General features: G+C 56.2%; 20 protein-coding genes. 9 read left to right on the top strand and 11 right to left on the bottom strand.

Going from position 1 to position 22,156, the window contains the following annotated elements; genetic code table 11:
• The first annotated feature begins 3 nt into the window (after positions 1–3).
• Positions 4–1,023 carry a Gfo/Idh/MocA family protein gene (locus ACFSW5_RS11115; protein WP_379272727.1) on the top strand — a complete coding sequence of 340 codons (1,020 nt, stop codon included), beginning with the start codon at positions 4–6 and terminating at the stop codon, positions 1,021–1,023.
• 133 nt (positions 1,024–1,156) lie between these two features.
• Here the strand turns inward: ACFSW5_RS11115 and ACFSW5_RS11110 are convergent, their stop codons facing one another.
• The 3 genes from ACFSW5_RS11110 to ACFSW5_RS11100 are packed head-to-tail and all read right to left on the bottom strand — an operon-like array spanning position 1,157 to position 4,286.
• Entirely contained in the window at positions 1,157–1,996 is an 840-nt protein-coding gene (locus tag ACFSW5_RS11110; protein WP_379272724.1) for a carbohydrate ABC transporter permease, read from the bottom strand.
• 1 nt (position 1,997) lies between these two features.
• Entirely contained in the window at positions 1,998–2,891 is an 894-nt protein-coding gene (locus tag ACFSW5_RS11105; protein ID WP_379272722.1) for a carbohydrate ABC transporter permease, read from the bottom strand.
• A gap of 57 nt (positions 2,892–2,948) precedes the next feature.
• Positions 2,949–4,286 (bottom strand): extracellular solute-binding protein, encoded by a 1,338-nt coding sequence (locus ACFSW5_RS11100; protein ID WP_379272719.1) that lies wholly within the window; start codon positions 4,284–4,286, stop codon positions 2,949–2,951.
• Positions 4,287–4,778: 492 nt separating this feature from the next.
• Between ACFSW5_RS11100 and ACFSW5_RS11095 the strand changes: the two genes are divergently transcribed.
• On the top strand, positions 4,779–5,714 hold the full coding sequence (locus ACFSW5_RS11095; protein WP_379272716.1) for an ArsR/SmtB family transcription factor: 936 nt from the start codon (positions 4,779–4,781) through the stop codon (positions 5,712–5,714).
• Between the two features lie 50 nt (positions 5,715–5,764).
• Here the strand turns inward: ACFSW5_RS11095 and ACFSW5_RS11090 are convergent, their stop codons facing one another.
• Positions 5,765–7,822, bottom strand: a complete 2,058-nt coding sequence (locus ACFSW5_RS11090) for an ATP-dependent helicase (protein ID WP_379272714.1) — start codon at positions 7,820–7,822, stop codon at positions 5,765–5,767.
• Positions 7,823–7,968: 146 nt separating this feature from the next.
• On the opposite strand from ACFSW5_RS11090, the gene ACFSW5_RS11085 reads away from it, so the two are divergent.
• The gene (locus ACFSW5_RS11085) at positions 7,969–8,538 is read left to right on the top strand and encodes a GNAT family N-acetyltransferase (protein WP_379272711.1); all 570 of its coding nucleotides are present in this window, start codon (positions 7,969–7,971) and stop codon (positions 8,536–8,538) included.
• A 193-nt stretch (positions 8,539–8,731) separates the two neighbouring features.
• Positions 8,732–9,373, top strand: coding sequence for a hypothetical protein (locus ACFSW5_RS11080; protein WP_379272709.1), 642 nt, complete (start codon positions 8,732–8,734; stop codon positions 9,371–9,373).
• Positions 9,374–9,507: 134 nt separating this feature from the next.
• On the opposite strand, the gene ACFSW5_RS11075 is transcribed toward ACFSW5_RS11080, so the two are convergent.
• Positions 9,508–9,849 carry a DUF1904 family protein gene (locus ACFSW5_RS11075; RefSeq protein ID WP_379272706.1) on the bottom strand — a complete coding sequence of 114 codons (342 nt, stop codon included), beginning with the start codon at positions 9,847–9,849 and terminating at the stop codon, positions 9,508–9,510.
• Positions 9,850–10,053: 204 nt separating this feature from the next.
• Between ACFSW5_RS11075 and ACFSW5_RS11070 the strand changes: the two genes are divergently transcribed.
• On the top strand, positions 10,054–10,215 hold the full coding sequence (locus tag ACFSW5_RS11070) for a hypothetical protein (RefSeq protein ID WP_379272704.1): 162 nt from the start codon (positions 10,054–10,056) through the stop codon (positions 10,213–10,215).
• A gap of 87 nt (positions 10,216–10,302) precedes the next feature.
• On the opposite strand, the gene ACFSW5_RS11065 is transcribed toward ACFSW5_RS11070, so the two are convergent.
• A complete protein-coding gene (locus ACFSW5_RS11065; RefSeq protein ID WP_379272702.1) occupies positions 10,303–11,196 on the bottom strand; it encodes a TIGR01777 family oxidoreductase in 894 nt (297 codons plus the stop codon).
• Between the two features lie 43 nt (positions 11,197–11,239).
• Positions 11,240–12,661 carry a vWA domain-containing protein gene (locus ACFSW5_RS11060; RefSeq protein ID WP_379272700.1) on the bottom strand — a complete coding sequence of 474 codons (1,422 nt, stop codon included), beginning with the start codon at positions 12,659–12,661 and terminating at the stop codon, positions 11,240–11,242.
• A gap of 335 nt (positions 12,662–12,996) precedes the next feature.
• Between ACFSW5_RS11060 and ACFSW5_RS11055 the strand changes: the two genes are divergently transcribed.
• Together ACFSW5_RS11055 and ACFSW5_RS11050 are read left to right on the top strand one after the other, a co-directional pair.
• Positions 12,997–13,641, top strand: a complete 645-nt coding sequence (locus ACFSW5_RS11055; RefSeq protein WP_379272698.1) for a futalosine hydrolase — start codon at positions 12,997–12,999, stop codon at positions 13,639–13,641.
• A gap of 2 nt (positions 13,642–13,643) precedes the next feature.
• Positions 13,644–14,483: a 1,4-dihydroxy-6-naphthoate synthase gene (locus tag ACFSW5_RS11050; RefSeq protein WP_379272696.1), complete on the top strand. Its 840-nt coding sequence runs from the start codon at positions 13,644–13,646 to the stop codon at positions 14,481–14,483.
• A gap of 116 nt (positions 14,484–14,599) precedes the next feature.
• Here ACFSW5_RS11050 and ACFSW5_RS11045 read toward each other — a convergent pair whose 3' ends face one another.
• Genes ACFSW5_RS11045 through ACFSW5_RS11035 form a run of 3 tightly spaced genes read right to left on the bottom strand, consistent with a single transcriptional unit; the run spans position 14,600 to position 17,265 of the window.
• The gene (locus tag ACFSW5_RS11045; RefSeq protein WP_379272694.1) at positions 14,600–15,457 is read right to left on the bottom strand and encodes an SDR family oxidoreductase; all 858 of its coding nucleotides are present in this window, start codon (positions 15,455–15,457) and stop codon (positions 14,600–14,602) included.
• The gene (gene uxuA / locus ACFSW5_RS11040) at positions 15,454–16,536 is read right to left on the bottom strand and encodes a mannonate dehydratase (RefSeq protein ID WP_379272692.1); all 1,083 of its coding nucleotides are present in this window, start codon (positions 16,534–16,536) and stop codon (positions 15,454–15,456) included. The genes ACFSW5_RS11045 and uxuA overlap by 4 nt, the downstream gene beginning before the upstream one ends.
• 21 nt (positions 16,537–16,557) lie before the next feature.
• Positions 16,558–17,265: a GntR family transcriptional regulator gene (locus ACFSW5_RS11035; protein ID WP_379272880.1), complete on the bottom strand. Its 708-nt coding sequence runs from the start codon at positions 17,263–17,265 to the stop codon at positions 16,558–16,560.
• 252 nt (positions 17,266–17,517) lie between these two features.
• Between ACFSW5_RS11035 and ACFSW5_RS11030 the strand changes: the two genes are divergently transcribed.
• Together ACFSW5_RS11030 and ACFSW5_RS11025 are read left to right on the top strand one after the other, a co-directional pair.
• Positions 17,518–19,083, top strand: a complete 1,566-nt coding sequence (locus tag ACFSW5_RS11030; RefSeq protein ID WP_379272690.1) for a stalk domain-containing protein — start codon at positions 17,518–17,520, stop codon at positions 19,081–19,083.
• 138 nt (positions 19,084–19,221) lie between these two features.
• Positions 19,222–21,033 (top strand): B12-binding domain-containing radical SAM protein, encoded by a 1,812-nt coding sequence (locus ACFSW5_RS11025; RefSeq protein ID WP_379272687.1) that lies wholly within the window; start codon positions 19,222–19,224, stop codon positions 21,031–21,033.
• Between the two features lie 145 nt (positions 21,034–21,178).
• Here ACFSW5_RS11025 and ACFSW5_RS11020 read toward each other — a convergent pair whose 3' ends face one another.
• Positions 21,179–22,153 (bottom strand): type I phosphomannose isomerase catalytic subunit, encoded by a 975-nt coding sequence (locus ACFSW5_RS11020; protein WP_379272683.1) that lies wholly within the window; start codon positions 22,151–22,153, stop codon positions 21,179–21,181.
• Positions 22,154–22,156: the final 3 nt, after the last annotated feature.

Genomic DNA, 22,156 nt, shown 5'->3' with positions numbered 1-22,156 from the left:
CGATTGGCGATTCGGACCGGCATCATCGGAACGGGATTCGGCGCGCAGGTGCACGGTCCCGTTCTAAAGCGGCATCCGGAGTACGAATTGGTCGCGATTAGCAGCATCCGACCGGGAAGGGCTCAAGCCGCGGCGGAACGTCTCGGCCTTTCACAGGCGTATCAGGATTGGAGGCGCATGATAGCGGAAGCGCGGCTTGATCTGGCCGTAATAGCTTCGGAACCGTCGCTTCATTCGGAGATGTCATTAGCTTGTCTGGAGGCGGGGCTTCATGTGCTTTGCGAAAAGCCGCCTGCGTTAAACGCCGATCAGGCGTCTGCGATGCACTGCGCTGCCCGGCGGGCGGGCCGGATCGCGGCGATCAACTTCGAGTGGCGGTTTTCACCGGAACGTCAAGCGATAAAGAGGATTTTGGACGCAGGTAAGCTTGGCGCTCTTTATCATGTCGATTGGGCGGAGGCATGGCCGCTTCGGCCGCAGAAACGCAAAGCTCGGAGCGAATGGGAGACGGTTTCGGGAAAAGGCGGAGGAATGCTGGGCGCCGTCGGATCGCATATGATTGATGCGCTGCAGTACTGGTTCGGCCCGATGAAGTTATATCATGGGTTCACGGCCAGGGAAAGCATTCCGGGTCCGGAAGGGGCGGACGATTCCTTTTTTGTACACGGGATATGGCCGGACGGGGGCTCGTTTGCTTTGCAGTTTATCGCTTCGTCTACGATTCGCCCGGCGAGGCTTGAAATTCATGGCTCGGGAGGAACGTTGCTCCTGCACGATAAGCAACTGACGTTTGCTTCTTCCGGAAGCTCCGGTTATAAAGCGGTTCCGGTAGAACAACCGTTGGATGCCCGATTGTTTGCCCCCGAGATCAGAGGCTACATCCATGCGCAATGGTCGTTATACGGCGAACTGGCGAGGGCGATCCGCGGCGAGGAGGCTCCGGCGCTTCCGGCGTTCGAGGATGGGGTGCGGGTACAACGAGTGATGGATACGATCAATCGGCCATGGAGCGAAGCCGAATGAAGAGGATGAAGCTTGGCGGGAAGATCGCGCGGGGATAGACGAATAATGCTGACGTCCCCGAGGCGGGCAACACGCATAGCGGCATCGTCCCTTGCAGCAAGGGCGATGCCGCTATGCGTCTTCCGCTTATTCGCTATCCTTTGACCGCGCCGGCGGTCATGCCGTCGATGAAATATTTCTGGAACGCCAGGAACAGGATGAGAATCGGCAGGATCGAGAAGAAGGAGCCGACGATCAGCAGATCGTAGTTGTTGCCGTAAGGCGTCAGCAGCGTCTTCAGGCCGATCGGCAGCGTATATTTGCCCGCGTCGCTGATGACCATGAACGGCCACAGGATGTTGTTCCAGCTGTTCATGCCGTTCAGAATGGCCATGGCCGCGAAGGCGGGCTTCATGACCGGCAGAATGAGACGGGCGTAGATGCCGTATTCGGAAGCGCCGTCGACTCTGCCCGCGTCGATGATTTCGCTCGGAACGCCGCGCAAATATTGGCGGAAGAAAAAGATCGTCGAAGCGCTTGCGACGCCCGGCAGGATGATGGCCGAATAACTGTTCATCAAGCCCATATTGTACGTTAACGTGTACAGCGGCATCAGCAAGATTTCGAACGGCACCATCATAATGAGAAGCACGCAGATGAACAGGAAGTTTTTGCCCCTGAACTCGTATGCGGCAAAGCCGTATGCGACCGTCGCGCTGATCAGAAGCGTAAGCACGACTTGAACGATCGTCAGCAGAAGCGAATTGGTAAACCACGTGAAATAAGCGTGATCGCCGGTAAACAGGAATACAAAGTTATCGAAGCTCATGACCGAGAAGTCCAGCTTCAGGTTCAGCCCTTGGCGGACCAATTCTTTGCCCGGCTTGAAAGAGCCTAACGCTATGGCATAAAAAGGGATCAGAATCAGGATGCTGATGATCGCAAATAGAACGAAGAGGACGATTTTGTTTACGGTCGTTAATGATTTGCTCATCTTAATCCCCCTTCTTGAACATGCCGGTAAAGGCAAGCTGCGTCAGGTTGATCGCCATCGCAATGACCAGCAGCACGATGCCGACGGCTGCCGCATAGCCGAGATCGTTTTTCTCGATGCCTTGCCGGTACAGGTAGCCGACGATGGTGAGGCCGATGTTCTTCGGCGAATTGTTGCCGTTCCATAGCATGATGCTTTCGATGAACATGGCAAGACCCGCGTAAATGCTGATCGTCACGACATAGATCGTCGTAGGCTTCAGGAGCGGAACGGTAATCCGGGTAAATTTCTGAAACGTCGACGCCCCGTCGATCGAAGCGGCTTCGTAGTAATCGTCGGGAATGTTCTTCAGGCCGGACAAGAAATAAAGCATGTTAACCCCAAGCCATCTCCACGTAGCCAGCGCCAGCAGGGCGATGAACCCGGTTATCTGTCCTTTCAGAAACTTGACGGGCTCCATGCCGAACCAGCCCAGAACGCTGTTGATCAGCGACGTGTCCATCTCGCCGAACATGAGCCGGAATATCGTGCCGGCTACGACGACGGACGTCAAAGCAGGGAAGAAAAACGCCGACTTAAATATTTCCCGGCCCCACATCACTTTGCTGTTGATCAACACCGCCAGCAGCATCGGAAGAGGAATAAGGATGACGAGCGTCAACAGCATGTAGACGACGCTGTTGGTGACGGCTTTCAGAAAGATCGTATCGCCCATCAGCTTCGTGTAATTGTCCATGCCGATCCACTCGGTTTCCTGTCCCAGACTGACGTTCTGGAAGCTCATCCCGAAGGAGCTGAGCAGCGGATAAACCCAGAAAACGGCGAATACAAGAACAAAGGGCGAAACGAATACGTAGGGAGCGACCTTCTGCGAGTAAAAGAATCGTTTTATCATCACTCTACTCCTATCGTTTGAAATAGAGCTACCCCGGGAGGGGTAGCTCGCGCAAGGCTATTTCAGCTGCTGCTCAATTTGCGCCTGGGCGTCGTCCAGCGCTTCCTTGACGTCTCTGCCGTCCTCGAAAATTTCGTTCAGCGTCACGGTGCCGAACTGGTTGTTGATCGTCGGCGAAGAGGCGGTCGATTTGATCAGCATAATTTCGTCCTTGATTTCGTTCAGCACGTCAAACGGGTTGTTGACGAAATATTTGACGAATTCGTTCTCCGGATTGTGGGTCACGTCTTTCATGCTCCACACGTCCATGTTGGTCGGGTCGAAGCCAAGCGTGTTCCAAATGTTGATGTTTGCGTCAAGCGACAGCTTCGCATACGCGATGAAATCTTTCGCAAGCTGGACGTCTTTGGCCGTTTTCGTCACAACCGTGCCCGTGCCGCCGCCGCCGTACGATCTCGGCATGCCTTTCTCGAATACCGGGAGCGGGGCGATTGCGATTTTGCCCGCAAGATCCGGCATGTAGTTCGTATAGCGCGACATTTGCCACAGGGGCATAAAGGCGGTTGCGTAATTGCCTGCGCTGAATTCTCCGTAAGCTTCTTCCGTGTCCGGCTGGCCGCCGGCGATCGTGGCGATGACGTTGTTATCCTGCAGATCCTTCAGCATCGTCAACGCTTTGACCGCTTCTTCCGAGTTGACTTGCGGCTTGCCGTCCGCGTCGGTCAAATCCGTACCTTGTTGGGCGAGCAGCAGCGAAATCTGCCAAAGCGCGCTCGTATCCGCGGTGCCCATGTATTTGCCCGTTTTTTCGTATACCTGCATGCCCGCTTTCTTGAAGTCGTCCCATGTCACGATCGTTTTATAGTCGACCCCGGCTTCCTGCAAAATTTCCGTGTTGTAGAAGGCGACCGTTGCGCCTACGTGGGTCGGAAAGCCGTAAATGGTGCCGTCCTTGCTGTATAAATCCAACCGCGATTTGACGATCGTGTCCTTGTACTGCTCGGCCGCGTCGTTCAGCGGTTCGAGCTGAGGCGTGCCGGAGAGGAAGTCCGGGAATTTGCCGACCTCGATATCGGCGATGTCCGGAGCCCCGGAGCCGGTCTGAATGGCCATCAGCAGCTTGTTGTGCATATCGTCGTAAGGCATAACCGTAACGTTCAGCTTGATTTGACGGTCCGGATTTTGCTCGTTCCACTTTTGCAGCATGCTTTCGAAATGCTTGCCGTGCAGCTCGACGAAGGTCCAAAATTCAAGCGTCGTCGCGTTTTCGCCCGCGCCCGCGTCGAGTACCGATTTTTCCCCGCCGGATGACGAGGACCCCGAGCTGCCGCAGCCCCAAACCATAATCGCGGCAAGCATTAGCATGAATACAGTTGCCCAACTTTTCTTCTTCATCGTTGACCCTCCCATAACATTGTGGAATTGCTGACCATTGTGAAGCAGGTTGGTTAAAAGCATATGCACAGCAGTTGCAACGCAGGAAAAGATAGCGCTTTCGCAATTCGCTTTTTAAAAAAACAATGAATCCGGCGAGGCGATAATCGCATGTTCCGCGTCTGACGACCGGGTCTATCCGTTTGTATCGTATTCGGTAATCGTTCCGGGCGCCGATTGATGATCGGGCTGGTCACCTCCCGCGTTCGGGTCCTTGTGTCGCATTCTTTGAAGTTGAATGAATCCGTTTTCAATATTAAAATAGCATATAGAGTAGGAGCTGTAAATGCAAAAATATAAATTTATTTATATATTTGCGAACAACTGGCAGCCAAACGCTTATTATCGCCTTTTAGTCGTTGTAAAAGGCTTCTTGTTCACACTATTCGCAAATGTAAACAGATATGTTAATTATTTCGCTTTTTATTAAAAGACGGAAGTCGAGGGGTCCCATTGAAAATCGAACTGACCGAAAATTACTTGCCCGTGTTTGAAGCGATATCGAGCAATGTCCGCATTCAAGTGATTCATTTGCTGTCGCAGCGTCCGATGAATATTAAGGAGCTGGCGGAAGCGCTTGGCTTAAGCAGCGCGATCATGACGATGCATGTGAAGAAGCTGGAGAAGGCAGGCCTCGTCCGGTCCGAAATGACGCCGGGCAAAGGCGGAGCCGCGCAGAAGGTTTGCCGCCTGACGGTTGAGGATCTTGAGGTCGCGTTTCCGGCGAAAAACGTCGTCCCCCGCGAGGTGCGCAGAACCGAAGTGTCGGTCGGCCATTTCACCGATTTGAACATCCAGCCCACCTGCGGCATCTGCACCCGGAATTCCGTCATCGGCATATTCGACGATCCGCGCTGTTTTCTCGATCCGGACCGGCTTAACGCCAAAATTTTATGGTTCGGGCAAGGCTATATCGAATATAAGCTCCCGAACTACTTAATGGGCAGCGAAGTGCCCGAGGAACTGGAAATTTCGATGGAAATTTCCTCGGAAGCCCCCTATACGAACAATAATTGGCCATCCGACATTACGTTTTATTTCAACGGGGTCCGGCTGGGGATGTGGACAAGCCCGGGCGATTTCGGGGGCAAAGGAAAGCTGAATCCGCCTTGGTGGTTCGAGAGCGTCAACCAGTACGGGCTGCTGAAGCATCTGATCGTCAAGAAGGAAGGCACGTTCATGGACGGCATCAAGCTGTCGGACGTGACGATCGACGAGATCGACGTCCGCAACAGCCAATGGACGTTCCGGATCGCCGTCGAAAGCGATGCGGAGCATATCGGCGGCGTGACGCTGTTCGGGTCCGGCTTCGGCAACCATAATCAGGATCTGGTGTTTAGGCTTTATTATACGAAAGCGGATCAGGAGCAAGCGGCGTCCGCAAAATGAACGGATAAAGCCGGGGCCGAGTCCTCGAACGATGCCTCGGCCCCGGCTTTCTACCGGTTCATGCCGGTATAGGCAGCCGTAATAAAGGAGGACACATCGGCCGCTTTGCCATGATAATAGGCGGGGGAGCTGACGTACAGCTCCTCTTGCGCCCGGGTTACCGCGACGTACGCCAGCCTCCGCTCCTCCTCGAGCGCATCGGGGGCCTCCTGATGGATGCTGCGGTCTTTAAGCTTGGCTGCCGTCAAGGCGGAGCTGTGCGGCAGCATTCCTTCCGACGCGCCCGTCAGAAAGACGACCGGAAATTCCAGTCCTTTGGCTTTATGAATCGTCATAAGCCGGACCGCATCGCCGCCGTTTCCTTGTTTGACCGTTTCTTTCATGCGGCGATGGCGCTCGGCGATGTCGTCGACGAACGCCAGAAATTCGACGATGCTCCGGAACCGGCTTGCCGCCGTTTCCAGCTCGTCGAGCATCTCCTTGAGCGACTCCTTATGCTCCGTTTGGCTTTCGAGCGTTTTGCCCATGTCCAGATATTGATCGTAAAACGAACCGCGCAGCAGCCGTATCGCGTCTTTCGGCTTCATCGGTTCGAGCGAGCGGATCAGCTTGATCCGCTCCTTTATTTTTTCTTGATGATAAGCTTTGAGCTGGGGCCAGCGGGTTAAATGGATGAGCGGGTATTTTTTCGCCTTCATGCTCTCCTGCTCTTTAATATAGCGCATCGCCTGCTCGCGTCCGACATACAGCGTCTGCAGCATATCGTTCATGGCGTCGAACGAGCGGCGGTCGGCCGCCAGCCGCAGATGGGCGATCACGGGCTTGATGACGCTGTATTCGTAGAACGAATCCCGGCTGCCGTAATCGATGAAGGGCACTTGGCGCAGCACAAGCCGGTCGAACAGCGCGCGGCTGCCGCTGGCGCAGCGGTACAGCACGGCGAAGTCGCCGAATTTGCGGCCTTTCTCCTTATGCTGTCTCCATATTTCGTCCGCGATCATGTCCGCTTCCTCGTCGGCCGATTTGGGACGGGCGAACAGCGGCAGCGGCCCGGCCGTTTTGGCGGCGAGCAGCGTCTTGTCCTTGCGCCGTCTGTTCAGCCGGATGATGGCGTTGCCGAGCGCGATAATGCCGCCGCCGGAACGGTAGTTGACGTCGAGGACGATCGTTCGCGCGTCCGGATATTGCCGCTCGAAGTTTAAAATATATTCGTTGCGCGCCCCGTTGAAAGAATAGATCGTTTGGTCGTCGTCGCCGACGGCCATGAAATTCCGGTGCTCCGCGGCAAGCATCGTAATCAGCTCGTATTGGATCAGGTTCGTATCCTGGAACTCGTCCGCCATGATGTAGCGGTAGCGCCGCTGAAGAGAGGCAAGCAGCGCCGGATCGTCCTTCAGCAGCCGGCAAGCCAGCACCAGCATGTCGTCGTAATCGATCAGCCCTTGCTCTTCCTTCCACTCTTCGTAGCGCCGGAAGACGGATTTGACGAGCGCGTCTTCATGCGTCCGCTCCGGCAAATCGTCTATATTCGTCATGTTCATCTTATAGGAGGAAAGAAGCGCGGCAAGCGTCTCGGGCTCGTATTTCTCTTCGGCTCCGCGCTCGCGCAGCAGCTTCTTGAACAGAAACAGCTTGCGCGCATCGTCGCCGAGCACCTCCTGGCGGTAACCGTTGCGCCGCAGGAGCAGCAGGCAAAACGAATGGAACGTCCGCGCCTCGACTCGTCTCGCGGCTTCCGGGCCGATCGTCGGCATGCGGCCGATCCGGCTTTGCATCTCGTCGGCCGCTTTTTTGGAGAACGTGACGAGCAGCACCTGTTCGGGCTTTACGCCGCGGACGGCCAGCAAATAAGCGGTACGGCTGACGAGCACGGACGTCTTGCCCGAGCCGGCCCCGGCGAGCGTTAGCAGCGGCCCGTCCTGATGGCGCACGGCTTCGATTTGCCGTTCGTTCAGCCGAATGCCGCCGGCTTCCAGCGCGCGGAAGAAGTAGGCGTCCCGTTCGTGATCGGCCACGAGCTCTCTGCTTGTTTTGGAGGATGCCCGGGACGCCGCAAGCAGCGGCTCTTTGCGAACGCCCAGCGGCGTTTTATAGTAATGTTTGTTCAACTTCAATCACCTGCAACATTTTCAACATCATTCGTGTCTCTGTCGGATAGAAAGACGGCTTCCATTATACCATGATAATTGGGCGCCGCTTGTGTAGAATAAATGGAGAAACAAGGAAAAATGCAAACAAACGGAGGATAAGCAGCATGATTGTACCGGCGGAAAAACAGGACGCAAGAGAGGTTATCGCATTGATGTTCGAGGCGATCGGCAGCGAGATTGCCCGGAATCTGACGGGAACGGACGACGACGGGGAGGCGATCGCCGCTTTGGAAGAGCTGTATCGGGAGGAAGGGAACCGGGTCAGCTATCAAAATTGCATTGTCGATAAAAGGGACGGCAAAGTGGCGGGCATGCTGCTTTGTTATTCGGGCGACGAGGCCGCCGAGCTGGATAAGCCGCTTCTAAGACGCATCCGGGAGGAGACGGGGCGCGAGAACCCGCATATCCAGACGGAAGCGGAAAAAGGCGATTATTATTTGGATTCCCTTGCCGTCGGCTCCGGATACCGGGGACAAGGAATCGCGACGGAGCTGATCGCCGAGTTCGAGAGGAGGACCGGCGATAAAGGCTACTCGCGCGCGTCTCTCATCGTCGAGCCGGACAATGCCGGGGCTTACGCCTTGTATTCCAGGCTCGGCTACAGGGAATCCGGCGAGCTGCGGGTCGCCGGCAAGACGTTCCTGCGCATGACGAAGGAGATTACGTCCTCGTAACCGGTTGGAGCTTTCGTCCGGAGGAAAGCCAGGAATGAAAAAGATACTGGTTGTCGAAGACTGTTAACGGTCTTGGGGATTTTGCCGGCACCCGCTAAAGGCTTCGTTCATGCGAAGCAACAAAACCGAAGGAGTCGGCGTTAGAAGTGTAACAGGCGTCAAATCATGTAACAATCGTTAAAGGAGGAGCAGGATGAAGGCCATGCTTTATGCCGCTGCGGTCGTCTTGGCGATCTTTTCTGCGGGATGTACAACGTCCGGACCCGATCGAAATGCAGTTCAATCTAACGCAAACTTGCCGGCGGAGACGGTAAAGGAACAAACGGCCGCCGTTCAAGAGGAAAGTCCGTCAAGCGAACCGGCATCGGAAAACGGCGCGCCAAGCGATTTTTCGTTAAGCGTTAATAACGCCGTTCTATCCCTTCATGTTTGGGATAACGAAATCGATTTGGAGCAAACGCTGGGAGCCCCGATAACGCAAAATGTAGAGCAATTAGAGAATGCAGACACCCATACCGGGTCATTTATTAAAAAATTGGAGTATGACGGGCTTCATATGGAGCTTTTTTCGCCCAAGCAAAACGGAAAAACGTTTTGGATCATGTCCATGCTTCTCTCCAAGGAAGGATATAAAACGGCAAAGGGAATCGAAGTCGGAAGTACGCTGGAAGAAGTGAAAACCGCATATCCCGGGATCGAAATGGCGCCTGACGGCAGAACCGACCCCGATAACGCCGCATACGCGATTAGCAATGAAGCGCAGACCGATCATTTGCAATTTGAGGTAAAGGAAGGTTTGGTTTCGGAGATTAAAATATTCAGTCAGCTTCCTTAAAGAGCGGATAGTTCCGTATCGCCGCCTCCTTTCCGGCTATCCCCGGAGCTATAGGCGCATCGTCCGGACAAAAGCGTGACGGCATTCACCGCTATCGTGAATGCCGTCTTTTTGAATGAAAAAACTCACTGCCGTTATCGCTGCTCCTCGAACGATTGGCCGTTCACATAGTAGCTGTCTTCCCTGTAAGTGCGGAAGGCGACCTCGATGTCGGCTTCGCCCAATTTCAGCAGATGGCGGGTGACCGCTTGGGCGACGGCGTCCCTCGTTTCCTGTCCCCGCTCAAACCAGGCGATTTCCACGAAGATGTAGCCTTTCGTTTCTACTTCGCATCCCCATAGAGTCGTTCCGTTCGAAATTTCCATCGTAAAATTGTCCGTGCCCGTGCGGCATATTTCGGCAAGCTCGCCCGCAAGCGGCTCGCATACGGCATGCAGCTTCTCGGCGGCGATTCCTCTGAACAGTAGATGAGGCATGACCAAAGCGTCTCTCCTTTTCGATTATGGCGCTTCCTTCATCTTACCACATCGGCGGTCGAATTTCTTATGGAGCGCAAGACTTCGGCAGAAGTTTTTCTCCTAGGGCCGGTGCGGAAGGCGTCCCGCTAATGGTATGCTTAGGACGGGATGAACGTTTACGGCAAAGCAGGTAACTGCGATAGAAAGCGAGAGTGAAATCATATGTTTACGTTAAAAGAAAAGCAGTACATGCTGGAGCTGCTGAAGCGCAATAAGCGCCGCTCCTTGTTCGGCTCCCGGACGCTGCCGCCGGAGCATGACAAGCTGGTCGAGAAGCTGGAGCAGATGGTTCGCAACGAGAAGGTGAACGGCAAGCATCTGTAGGGGCGGGTGGCCGAAGCGTCAAGGCATCGAATGGCCATGGCTCCGATATGCCGCGTTCGACTGTCGCCGCAGTATCTCGGCAGACGGTTAATCTTTGCGGCCGACGATGTCCCGGAGCGCTTCTTCAAGCGTTTCGAATTGGAATTCGAACCCTTCCCGGAGCAGTCTCTCGGGCCATACCCACCGGCTTTTCAGCATCAGCTCCGTTTCCGTGCGCAGCGCCCAGGCGCCGGCTTCGAGCATCCACCGCGCGGCCGGCAGCCCGAACGGGCGGTTCATCGCGCGGCGCAGGCTGCTCATGAACTCCCGGTTCGTAACCGGATCGGGAGACGCGCAGTTAAAGACGCCGCTCAAGTCTTCCCGCTCCTGCAAGAAACGGATAATACGGTACAGATCGCGGATATGAATCCAGCTGAACATCTGATTGCCCGAACCGTGAGCCCCGCCGAGGCCGAACTTGACCAGATTGCGGTAGGGCGTCATGACGCTTCCGTCGCCGAGAACGATCGCGATCCGCAAAGCCGCTTGTCTGGTCCGGGGCAGGTCGAAGGAGAAAAAGGCGTTCTCCCACGCCTTCGCCACCTCGACCGAAAAGCCGGTGCCGATCTCGCCGTCCGTTTCCGTCATCGGGCGGTCCTCCGCATGGCGGTAAATCGTGCCGGTGCTGGAATTGATCCAAAGCGGCGGAGGGTTGTCGCAGGCAAGAAGCGCTTCCCCGAGCGCGGTCGTCGTCGCGGTGCGGGACTCCATAATTTCCCGGCGGTTGTTCGCGTTGTACCGGCAATTGACCGATTTTCCCGCCAGATTGACCAGCAGCTCGGCATGCTCCAGCGCATCCCGGATGCCTTGCTTATCGTCCCACGCGACGGAGCCGTTCCGCCGGGAAACGATCACGACCCGATAGCCCAGCTTCGAATAGCTTTCCTCCAGCATTTTGCCGATAAAGCCGGTTCCGCCGGCAAGCACGATTTTTTTCTCCATAACGAAAGCCCCCTCGTTCCGAATTGAAGCGGCCGGTTAAAGCTTAAGGCTGCTTGGGTTCAAACATTTGATCGATACGCTCGTAAGCCTCTTCAAACTGCAAATCTTGCAATTCGAACAGTTGGTCGCTCATTTTCCCGTATTCGTCGAGTTCAATATCTCTTAGAACGCCATACGCATCCAACATGATGTTTCTCTGATCGCCGTTGATTTTGTCGTGCTCCGTAAGATAATTGATAGAATCGAGCAAACCGCCGTGGCAAGCGTACATTTTATCGGTGTAGACGTCTCGCCATTCAATAATCTGGTCGAAATGGTCGCCCCTCGTTTCGAGGGCTTGCTCCCGGCTCGAAAGGTACCATTCCAGCCATTTTTCGGCGTCTTCGCTGCTTTGCTCGAACTGTTTTTTCAATTCGTCTTGGCTTTTGACGTCGGCGTACGTACCGCCGGCCGCTTCGGCGACCGCTTTCAGCTGCTGCTGGCCTTGATCGTCCAGGTCGAAGCCGATGATGTTCACGACCGGCTTGACGTCGGACTGTTTCAGCTGTTCGGCCGCTTGCACCGGATCGCCGCCGCATGTCTCGATCCCGTCGCTCACGATGTAAAGGATATTGCGGTTGTTCTCGCCGCCGCCGAACGCGGCCAAATCCTGATGGGCCAGCTCAATCGCCTTGCTTAGCGGGGTCCATCCCGCCGGTTCGAAAGCGTCCATCGCTTCTTCCAATCCGGATTGATCGTAAGGCTGAACCTCATATACCAGTTCGTTCGCTTCGCAGGACAATTTTTTGTCCTTGTTCGAGCCGGTGCCTTTGTGACCGTAGACGCGAAGCCCGACGTTCGCCTCCTCGGGCAATGAGGACAGGAAGTCGGCAATCGCTTCTTTGGCCAGCTCCATCCGCGTTTTGCCGTCCATCGTATTCGCCATGCTGCCGCTTGAGTCGAGAACGATCTCGACGTTGTACGTTTCCTTTTGAAGCTCGGCCGGTACGGCGTCCGAGCCGCCCGGAAGCTGCGACTGGCCGTAATCGGCCTTAATGTCGCGCGGATCCGGATAATCCGGCTTCAGCAGGCTGTATATGTAGGTGAAATATTGCTCGGTTTCTTCTTTGCCGGCCGTTTCGGGAAGAACGGGGAGGTCCGCAAAAAACGCCGCCGCTTCGGGGTTGTCCTCGATTTCTTCCACCCCGCTGAACCGGCCGACGGGATATTCAATGAACTGCTGGATGGTCGTCGGCAGCGCCTGCGCCGCGCCCCATCCTTCGGGAAGCGTTGCCGCGTCGTCCTCCGATGCCGGAGTCTGTGCCTCCCCGTCGCCGGGAACGGAAGATTCCTGAACGTCTCCCGTTGCCGTTTCGGCAGCGGCCGGCGGCTCCGGTCGATTCGTGCATCCGGCAGCGAAAGAGAAAACGGCGATGAGGGCCAGAGCGGTAAAAGCTGGAGCAAAGATGCGCCGAATTGCTTGCAATGTCATTTTCCCCTTTCAAATGGTGATTTGCCCGCGAAACGCCTTCTTCTTGCTGCCAAGCCGGCGATTTCGCTTATCTTTTTCCCATTTTACTACGCGGTCGGAGGGGGAAAGTTCCCTTTTATGGCAAATACATGACAATTCGATAAGCTTGTCGCGTCTACTTCCTTGATTCCCGATCTTCGCATTTGCAATCATCCGTCCCCCCGTGCACGCTTATGGACAGCGCCGGCTCCCTCTGGAACATTGCGGTTGACAACGGCGGTTCGCTTCCCGGCTTTACAGAGGCGCTTCAATAGGAGTACTCTAAATAAGTCGAGAGGAGCGGAAGCCTAATGAAAGACAACATATTGATCATGGTATCCGTCGAGGCGGAGCGGGAGGCGGTATGGCGCGGCTTGCGCGGCGATATGCGCTTCGACGTGCGGCTAGCCGGCGTAGGCATGGCCGCGGCGGCCGCCAGCACGGCGTTTGCGCTGGCCGAGGGCAAATACGGCCTCGTCGTAAGCGCCGGCATCGCCGGCGGCTTCGCCGGACAAGCGGGCATCGGCGACATCGTCGTCGCGACGGAAATCGTGGCGGCCGATCTCGGATCGGAAACGGCGGACGGCATGCTGACGCTCGACGAGCTTGGTTTCGGCTCAAGCCGGGTGCCGGTCGACGGGCAGCTTGCCTTGCGGACGGCGGCCGCTATGCAGGCCGCGGGCATGCAGGCGAAGGCCGGTCCGGTATTGACGGTCGCGACGGCTACCGGTACGGCGGAGAGCGCCCGGCGCTTAGCCGAACGGGTGCCCGGCGCGGCGGCGGAGGGCATGGAGGGCTACGGCGTGGCCGTGGCCGCCAGGCAGCTGGCGCTGCCCGTGCTGGAGGTGCGCGCCGTCTCCAACGCGGTCGGGCCGCGCGACAAGTCGGCTTGGCGCATCAAGGACGCCCTTGCTTCGTTGGAGCGGGCTTGCGGGATTTTAACGGAGGTATTGTAAACATGAAGATTGCTTATTCACCTTGTCCGAACGATACGTTTGTATTTCATGCGCTGGCCCACGGCCTTATCGAAGGAGCGCCGCCGTTCGAAGTGACGTTTGCGGACATTGACGTTACGAACCATTGGGCGGCGGAGCTTCAAGGTCCGGAAGTGCTCAAAATATCTTACGCGGCGCTTCCTTGGGTGCTGAAAGATTATGCGCTTATTCCTTGCGGCGGAGCGCTTGGCAGAGGCTGCGGTCCGCTTGTATTGACGCGGAGCGGGATCGAGGGCGCCGGGGACCCGGCTTCCCTGGCCGGCAAACGGATCGCGGTGCCGAGCGAGCGCTCGACCGCTTATTTGCTGTTCCGGCTCTGGGCGGCGCAGAACATTCCGGGCGGTCCGGGCGAAATCGTCGTCATGCCGTTCCACGAGATCATGCCGGCCGTACGCGACGGCCGGCTGGACGCCGGGCTTGTCATTCACGAAGCGCGGTTTACGTATCCGTCTTACGGCCTGGAGCTGATGGCGGATATGGGAAGCTGGTGGGAAAGCGATACGGGCTTGCCGATACCGCTCGGCGCCATTATCGCCCGGCGCTCGCTGGACAGAAGCAGCCTGGAGGATTGGATTCGCCGATCGGTGGAATACGCGTGGGCGAACCCGGAAGCTTCCCGCGATTACGTGCTTAAGCACGCGCAGGAGATGTCGCCGGATGTGGCGCAGGCCCATATCGACCTGTATGTCAACGAATTTACGAGGGAGCTTGGCGAGGACGGCTATGCCGCCGTCGAGGCGCTCCTCGGACGGGCCGCCCGCGAAGGGCTTGTGCCGCCGATCGATATGGCCGACTTGCGATAACGGTTGGCTTGGACTCGTTGTTTGAGGCGGGAGCCGTTATTAGCGTTTCTTTGCGGTTTTTGTTATGAAAAATCCCGTTCCGCGGGCGATGCGGAACGGGATTTTTGCTTTTGCCGTTAAACGCCGGAGTAGGCCATGAAGCCGCCGTCGACCGGCACGGTCGTGCCGGTGACGAAGCCGGACATGTTCTCGTCCGCGAGCCACAGCAGCGTGCCGAGCAGATCGTCGGGCTTGCCGAAGCGGCGCATCGGCGTATGGGCGATAATTTTGCGGGAGCGTTCGGTCAGCGATCCGTCCTCGTTCGTAAGCAGCCTTTCGTTCTGCTTCGTCAGGAAGAAGCCCGGCGCGATCGCGTTGACGCGGATGCCGGCGTCGGCCATATGGACCGCCATCCATTGCGTAAAGTTGACGATGGCCGCTTTGGCCGCGCTGTAGGCGGGCACCTTCGTCATCGGCGACGGCGCGCTCATGGACGAGATGTTAATGATCGTCGTGCCGCTGCGGCCGACCATTTGTTTCGCGAACACTTGGGTCGGGATTAAAGTACCGACCATGTTCAAGTCGAATACGCTGCGGAACCCTTCGATTTTCAGATCGAAGAACGAGACGACGTTCGGATCGTCCACATCCTCCGGGCGGAACGTTTCGTTCGTCGTGATCGCGCTCGGATGGTTGCCGCCCGCGCCGTTGATCAGAATGTCGCACGGTCCAAGCTGCCGCAGCACTTCTTCGGCGGCTTCCCGGACGCTCTCCTCGTTCGTCACGTCGCAGGCGATCGCCGCGGCTTCGCCGCCTTGCGCTTTAATCGCCTCCGCCACGTCGGCGCCGCGTTCGGCGGTTCGGTTTAATACGGCGACACGGGCGCCTTGTCTGCCGAGCTCGATCGCCATGGCGCCGCACAGCACGCCGGAGCCGCCGGTAATGACGGCGACCTTGCCCTTCAAAGATTCATGCAACGGCAACGATAAGCTCATGCGCGCGCCTCCTTCCGTTCCGCCTGACGGCTGAATGCGTCCCATAATCCCCATAAGTACATAATGCCAAGCGCCCGGTCGTACAGTCCGTATCCCGGCCTGCACTTCTCGCCCCACAGATGCCGGCCGTGGTCGGGACGGGCGAACCCTTCAAACCCTGTGTCATGGTAAGCCTGCACGATGCCGGTAATGTCGACGCTGCCGTCCTGCGTGCGGTGCGACGTCTCGATGAAGTCGCCGTTGTCGTAAACGCGCACGTTGCGGATGTGGGCGAACGGAATCCGGTCCTTGAATTCGTGGATCATCGCCACGATATCGTTGTTCGGATTCGCCCCGAGCGAGCCGCTGCACAGCGTCACGCCGTTGTACGGGCTCTCGACGATCGCGAGCATTTTGCGGATGTTGTCCCGGCTTGTAATAATGCGCGGCAGGCCAAAGATCGGCCACGGCGGATCGTCCGGATGAATGGCTATTTTAATGTCGTGCTCCGCCGCGACGGGGACGATCTCTTTCAGGAAGTAGGCGAGATTTTCCCACAGATGCTCTTCGGTAACGCCTTGGTATGCGTCGAACAGCTTGGTCAGATGCTGCAGCCGTTCCGGTTCCCAGCCGGGCATCGTCAAGCTGGAGTTTTCGTTGATTTGCTTCACGAGCTCGTAAGGGTCGATGTTGTCTATCCGGCCTTTTTCATAGAAAAGCGCCGTCGAGCCGTCTTCCAGCTCTTTATGCAGGTCGGTGCGGAGCCAGTCGAACACCGGCATGAAGTTGTAGCAGATTACTTTAACGCCGACCTGGGCCAGCTTAGCGATCGTTTTTTTGTAGTTGTCGATGTACAGATCCCGGCTCGGCAGCCCGAGCTTGATGTCCTCGTGGACGTTTACGCTTTCGACGACTTTCAGATGAAGGCCCGCTTTGTCCGCCTGCGCTTTGACCTCCATGATTTTGTCCATCGGCCATTCGTCCCCGGCAGGCACGTCGTGCAGCGACCATACGATGCCTTCGACGCCCGGAATTTGCCTGATTTGGTCCAGCGAGACGGTATCGTTGCCTTCTCCGAACCAGCGGAATACCATTTTCATGCGTGAAATCCCTCCAAACGCCTATAGTTTAAAATAGTCGGGGTACTTCTCCTTCAGCAGCTCCTGATCATGGATCGTCAAGCTCATATGCTCCTTCATGAGCCGATCCGCCGTTTCGGCGTCATGCTCTTCGATTGCGGCCACCATCCGTTCATGCTGCGAGTACAAGTGCTCCCACCGGTGGTCGGCCGCCAGCCGAAGCATCCGGCTTCGGTTCAGATGCACGTTGATATGGCCCAGCACGGACCAGGTGTTGCTTTTGCCGCAGCCTTCGAAGATCGTTTGGTGGAACGCCTCGTCGAGCTCGAACATGCGGTCGTGATTTTGCTCCTCCATTCCGGCTTTCTGCAGCAGCAGGTTGGCTTTCAGCTCCGCAAGGCGGGAAGGGGGGAAGCTCTCGCAAGCGAGGCGAATGACGGCCCTCTCCAGCTGTTCGCGCATGAACCGCGCTTCCTCCACGAGACCGGTATCGATGAGCGAGACGAACGTGCCGCGCTGCGGATAAATGTCGAGCAGCCCTTCCTGGGAAAGCTGGACGAAGCTTTCGCGCACCGGCGTTCGGCTTACGTTGAACCGGAGCGAAATATCCTTCTCGGAGAGCGGCGACCCGGGAGGAAGCTTCAGGCTCAAAATTTGTTGTTTGAGCGTTTGGTAGACGGCATGGCGCGCTGCGCCCGGCTGCGGCTTGCGGATATAATCCAACGGATCGATCACCTCCTTGGCTCTAATTTCCGGCACTTGCATACAACTCCGAATGTTATCGCTTTCATACTACCATACTTGTATGGCAGTTTGGTAGTGTTTTTCGTCGATTCTAACAAATTTTTAAACCGGCGCCGTTAACGTTTTATAAGTGGTCCGCGCGGCTTATTCGAGTCCGGCGTTTGGCCTATGAAAACGCAAGTTTTCATAGACAAATCGCTAGAACGGATGATACGATAACGTAAATGTTCCTATCTAGTTAATTTTTGGAGGATACGAATGAAGAAAATGAAATTGGCCGGCGTGTTGGTTGCTCCGTTGACGGCTGCAGCTTTGCTGCTGGCTCCCGTACAAGGATGGACCGGCACGGCCGAGGCGGCAGTACATCGCAATTTTGCGGCAACGAGTATCAAGGTAGAGGTGGACGGCAGCAAACTCGCCTTATCGCCTTCGGCTTATTCGGAGAACGGCATTGCTTTCGTGCCTATGCGTCCGATCTTCGAGGCGCTTGGCGCCTCGCTGACGTGGGAGCCGAAATCGAAGACGATTATCGGGACGAGCTACGATACGACGCTTACGCTTACGGTCGGCGTCAAGACGGCCGTGGTGAACGGGCAAAGCGTCAAGCTCGACGCGGCGCCCGTCCAGAAGAACGGAACGACGTTCGTTCCGGCCCGTTTTGTCGCCGAAGCGCTGGAAGCCGAAGTACTATGGGACAATGCGGCGCAGACGGTTCGGATTAAATCTTCGGAGCAGCAATGGAACGAGGAATACGAGGAGTGGCTTCTGGAACAGGAGCAGGCCGAGCAATCGCTCGAGAAGCTGACGGCCGAGAGAATCGCCGAGCTTTACGATGCCAGCGTCGTGACCATTAATACGACTTATCTTTCGGGCTCCGGAGGCGGCAGCGGAGTCGTAGTCGGCGACCGCTACATTCTGACGAACTACCATGTCATCGATGAAGCGGAAACGGCGACCGTCGACACCTTGTACGGCGATACGGTGAACGTTCAAGGCGTAGCCGCTTACGATGAAGATGCCGACCTTGCGATCATCCAGACGGAAGAGTCGCTCTCCGACTACGGTTTGCCGCCGGTCGAGGTTACGACAAGCTTCCGGGCGGAGAAGGGCGGCAAAGTATACGCGATCGGAAGCCCGCTGGGCGTTCAAAACACGATTAGCGAAGGGTTGATCAGCAACATCACCAACGAAGGTTTTGTCCGTTATATTCAGACGAACGCGCCGATCGATCACGGAAGCTCCGGCGGGGCGTTGTTTAACGAATACGGTCAGCTGATCGGCATTACGACCTCAGGTATCGAATCGGCTGCGCAGCTTAATTTTGCGGTATCCGCGGAGTATGCGGCGTTTCTGATGCAGGAGCTGCCGGAGACGCCGGCGGCCAACGTTGCCATGCTGCCTAGCGCATTGCCGGACACACTGAAAGACGCTTCCATGGAGACGATCCAGAAGCTTATGAAGGAACGTTACGGTTCCCTGGACACGAACGAAGGAACGATTTCCTTCAGCGATTGGGCGGTCGAACGCGATTCAAGCGGCTGGCTGGTGTTTACGGCGAATATCGATCCGGTATTCTACTCGTATTACAGCGACTCGGTCAAGGAGGATCTCCGTTTATGGGCCGTCTCGCTCGGTTACGAGCTACACAAGCTGCTGCCGGACGAAACGGTTCAAGTGCTGATTTATTTCGACCGCACGTTTGGTTTTGAGCCCCGCGGCTTCGACGACAGCGCCGTGACGAAAGCCGGCGACGGCAAATGGCGAGTGCGTTATCCGGTGATCGATATGCAATTAAAGGATCAGCTGTTGATCCAGATGAAATAGCACTTTTTCCTTCTTCCATACATTCCTTCCGCAACGGTCCGCTTGGACGCAGCCTGGAGCTGCGGAGCGGACCGTTTCTTTTCTCGCCGAAGTTCGATACAATGAAAGCTATCTATAGAATAATGAGAGGTTACCACGATGAAGGTTGTGCTTGCGACTTTAAACGCCAAATATATTCATACGTCTCTTGCGCTTCGTTGCCTGAAAGCATACAGCGCGCACGAGTTCGATATCGATATCGCGGAGTATACGATCAAGGATCCGGCCATGAACATCGTCTCCGACCTGTTCGCGCGGAAGCCGGACGTGGTCGGGTTCTCCTGCTATATCTGGAATATCGAAGAGACGATTACGGTAATCAATATGCTCCGCAAAATTATGCCGGAAGTCCGGATCGTGCTGGGCGGGCCGGAGGTAAGCTACGATACGGAGCATTGGATGGAGCGGATTCCCGAGGTCGATTTCATCGTGATGGGAGAAGGGGAAGAGACCTTTAACCATTTGCTGAAAGAAATCGAAGGAGCGGGGAAATATCATTTGGTGTTCGGCGTTGCGTACCGCAAGTCGAAGGACGGCAAGGAGCAGATCGTCGTCAATCCCGGCAGGCCCAAGCTCGATTTAAGCACACTGCCTTCGCCGCACCGGTTCGAAGAGGATATTCCGAGCTTGGCTAACCGGGTCGTTTATTTCGAGACGAGCCGCGGCTGTCCGTTCAGCTGCCAGTTTTGCTTATCCAGCATCGAGGTTGGCGTCCGTTATTTCGACATCGAGCGGACGAAGGCGGATATTTTGTATTTAATCGAAAAAGGCGCCAAGCTGATCAAATTCGTTGACCGTACGTTTAACATCAAGCGGGATTACGCTCTGGAAATGTTCAAGTTTCTGATCGAAAACCATAACGGCTGCGTTTTTCAGTTTGAAATTACGGCGGACATCATGCGGCCGGAGGTGCTGGATTATTTGGCGGAGCATGCGCCGGCCGGCATATTCCGGTTCGAGATCGGCGTCCAATCGACGAACGACATTACCAATCTGGCCGTGCAGCGGCGGCAAAACTGGACGAAGCTGGTCCGTACGGTAACGAAGGTGAAGGAGTCCGGCAAAATCGACCAGCATCTCGACTTGATCGCCGGGCTGCCGCACGAAGATTACGATACGTTCCGCAAAACGTTTAACGACGTGTTTGCGCTTCGTCCCGAAGAGCTGCAGCTCGGCTTTCTGAAAATGCTGCGCGGAACCGGACTGCGCCTCGATGCGGAGAAATACGGCTATGTCTATATGGACCGCGCGCCTTACGAAATGCTGGGCAACGATTTGATGCCGTTTGCGGACATTGTCCGGATTAAGCGCGTCGAAGACGTGCTGGAGAAATACTGGAACGCCCACAGGATGGACCATACGATTTTATATTTGGTCGATCATGTTTTTTCTTCGCCTTTTGATTTTTTCCAATCGTTCGGCGATTATTGGGAAGAGCATGGCTGGCAGAAGATCGGGCATCAATTGGAGGATTTGTACGCTCGCTTGCGGTCGTATTTGCAGGATCGGGGAGCGGAGCAGTCGGAAGGCCGTCTGGATCTTGACGTTGTCCTTGGCCTTATGAAGCTGGACTATTTCCGAAACCACAACTACAAGCCGCGCAAAATATGGTGGGAATCCGACATGGACAAAAAGACGTGGAGCATGTGGATGAAGCGGCTTGCCGAGCATCCGCGGCAGGTGTCGGACCAATTCGCCGCCTACGGCCTGAGCGATAAAGATTTGGCGAAGCATGCCGTCATCGAGCGGCTGCCGTTTGATCTGGCCGCTTATCTTGAAAGCGGCCGGATCGACAAAGGCGCGGATACGCTGCTGATCACGTTGTACGCTCTCGAGCATGGGACGTCCAATAAGCCGGCTCCGCGCACCTTTACGCTGAAGCTTAAGCGGGAGGCGGCGGAAGTTAGCTGATCGTTAGCTTCGATGAGGCAAAAGAGGCCCCTTTCCTTATGTTGAGGAAAGGGGCTTGTTTATGTCAGATCAGTCTCGGGACGCGGCTTGGCCATGTCGAGCGCGATCAAGACATGCCGGGCGGCTTCCGTTACGATGTTAGGGATTAAGCGGGAACAACGCTTCTAAGCACGGTCATTTTTCCGTCTAATCCATATTCGCCTAACGTTGCAGGGAGCAAATAGCATTCCCCGGCTTTCACCGGTTTTTCCCCATCGGCCCATTGCAAGGAGCCTTCGCCTTCGGCAATGATAAGGATGGAGAAGCTTTCCCGGCTTGTGCCAAGCCGCCAAGGAGCGTCGACGACGCCTTTCTCCACGACAAAATAAGGGGAGGAGGCGATCGTCAGCCATTGTCCCGCCGGCGTTTCCGTCGAGGTGAGGTGAACCGCTCCGGCACCGTCGTACGCGATGACATTAAGGGAATCTTCGATATGCAGCTCCCGAAGCTTCCCGTCGAGACCCGGGCGGTTATAGTCGAACAAGCGGTAAGTCGTATCGGAATTTTGTTGAATTTCCGCCACGACGACGCCTGCGCATAACGCATGTACCGTTCCCGCCGGGATATAGAAGGCGTCGCCGGCTTTCACGGGCACTTCCTGCAGCGTGTCCATGATCCGCCCTTCGGCGATGGCGGTTTCCATCGTTTGCCGGTCAACGTTGTCTTTCAAGCCGTATATAATTTTAGCGCCGGGCTTGGCGTCCAGTATGTACCACATTTCGGTTTTGCCAAGCTCGCCTGCGGGAAGCCCTTCGTAATCATCCGTAGGATGCACCTGTATGGATAAATCGTCATTGCAGTCGAGCAGTTTGATCAGCAGCGGAAAACGGCCGTTTTTCTCGGAAAAGCCGCGGCTGCCGAACCATTCTCTCCCGTACCGTTCCCGAATGGCGTCGAGTCCGACACCGGCCAGCTCGCCGTTGACGACCTTGGTCGTGCCGTTCGGGTGATCGCCGATCATCCAGCCTTCGCCGATCGCGCCCGCAGGCAGTTCAAGGCCGAACCGTTCCAGCGCACGTCCTCCCCATACACGCTCTTTCATTTCCGGCTTAAATTGAAGCGGATAAGGCTTTACATCCATTTT

Source organism: Paenibacillus thailandensis, from assembly GCF_042685365.1.
Lineage (GTDB): Bacteria > Bacillota > Bacilli > Paenibacillales > Paenibacillaceae > Paenibacillus_AP > Paenibacillus_AP thailandensis.
This window is presented reverse-complemented; position numbering and strand designations above follow the sequence as displayed.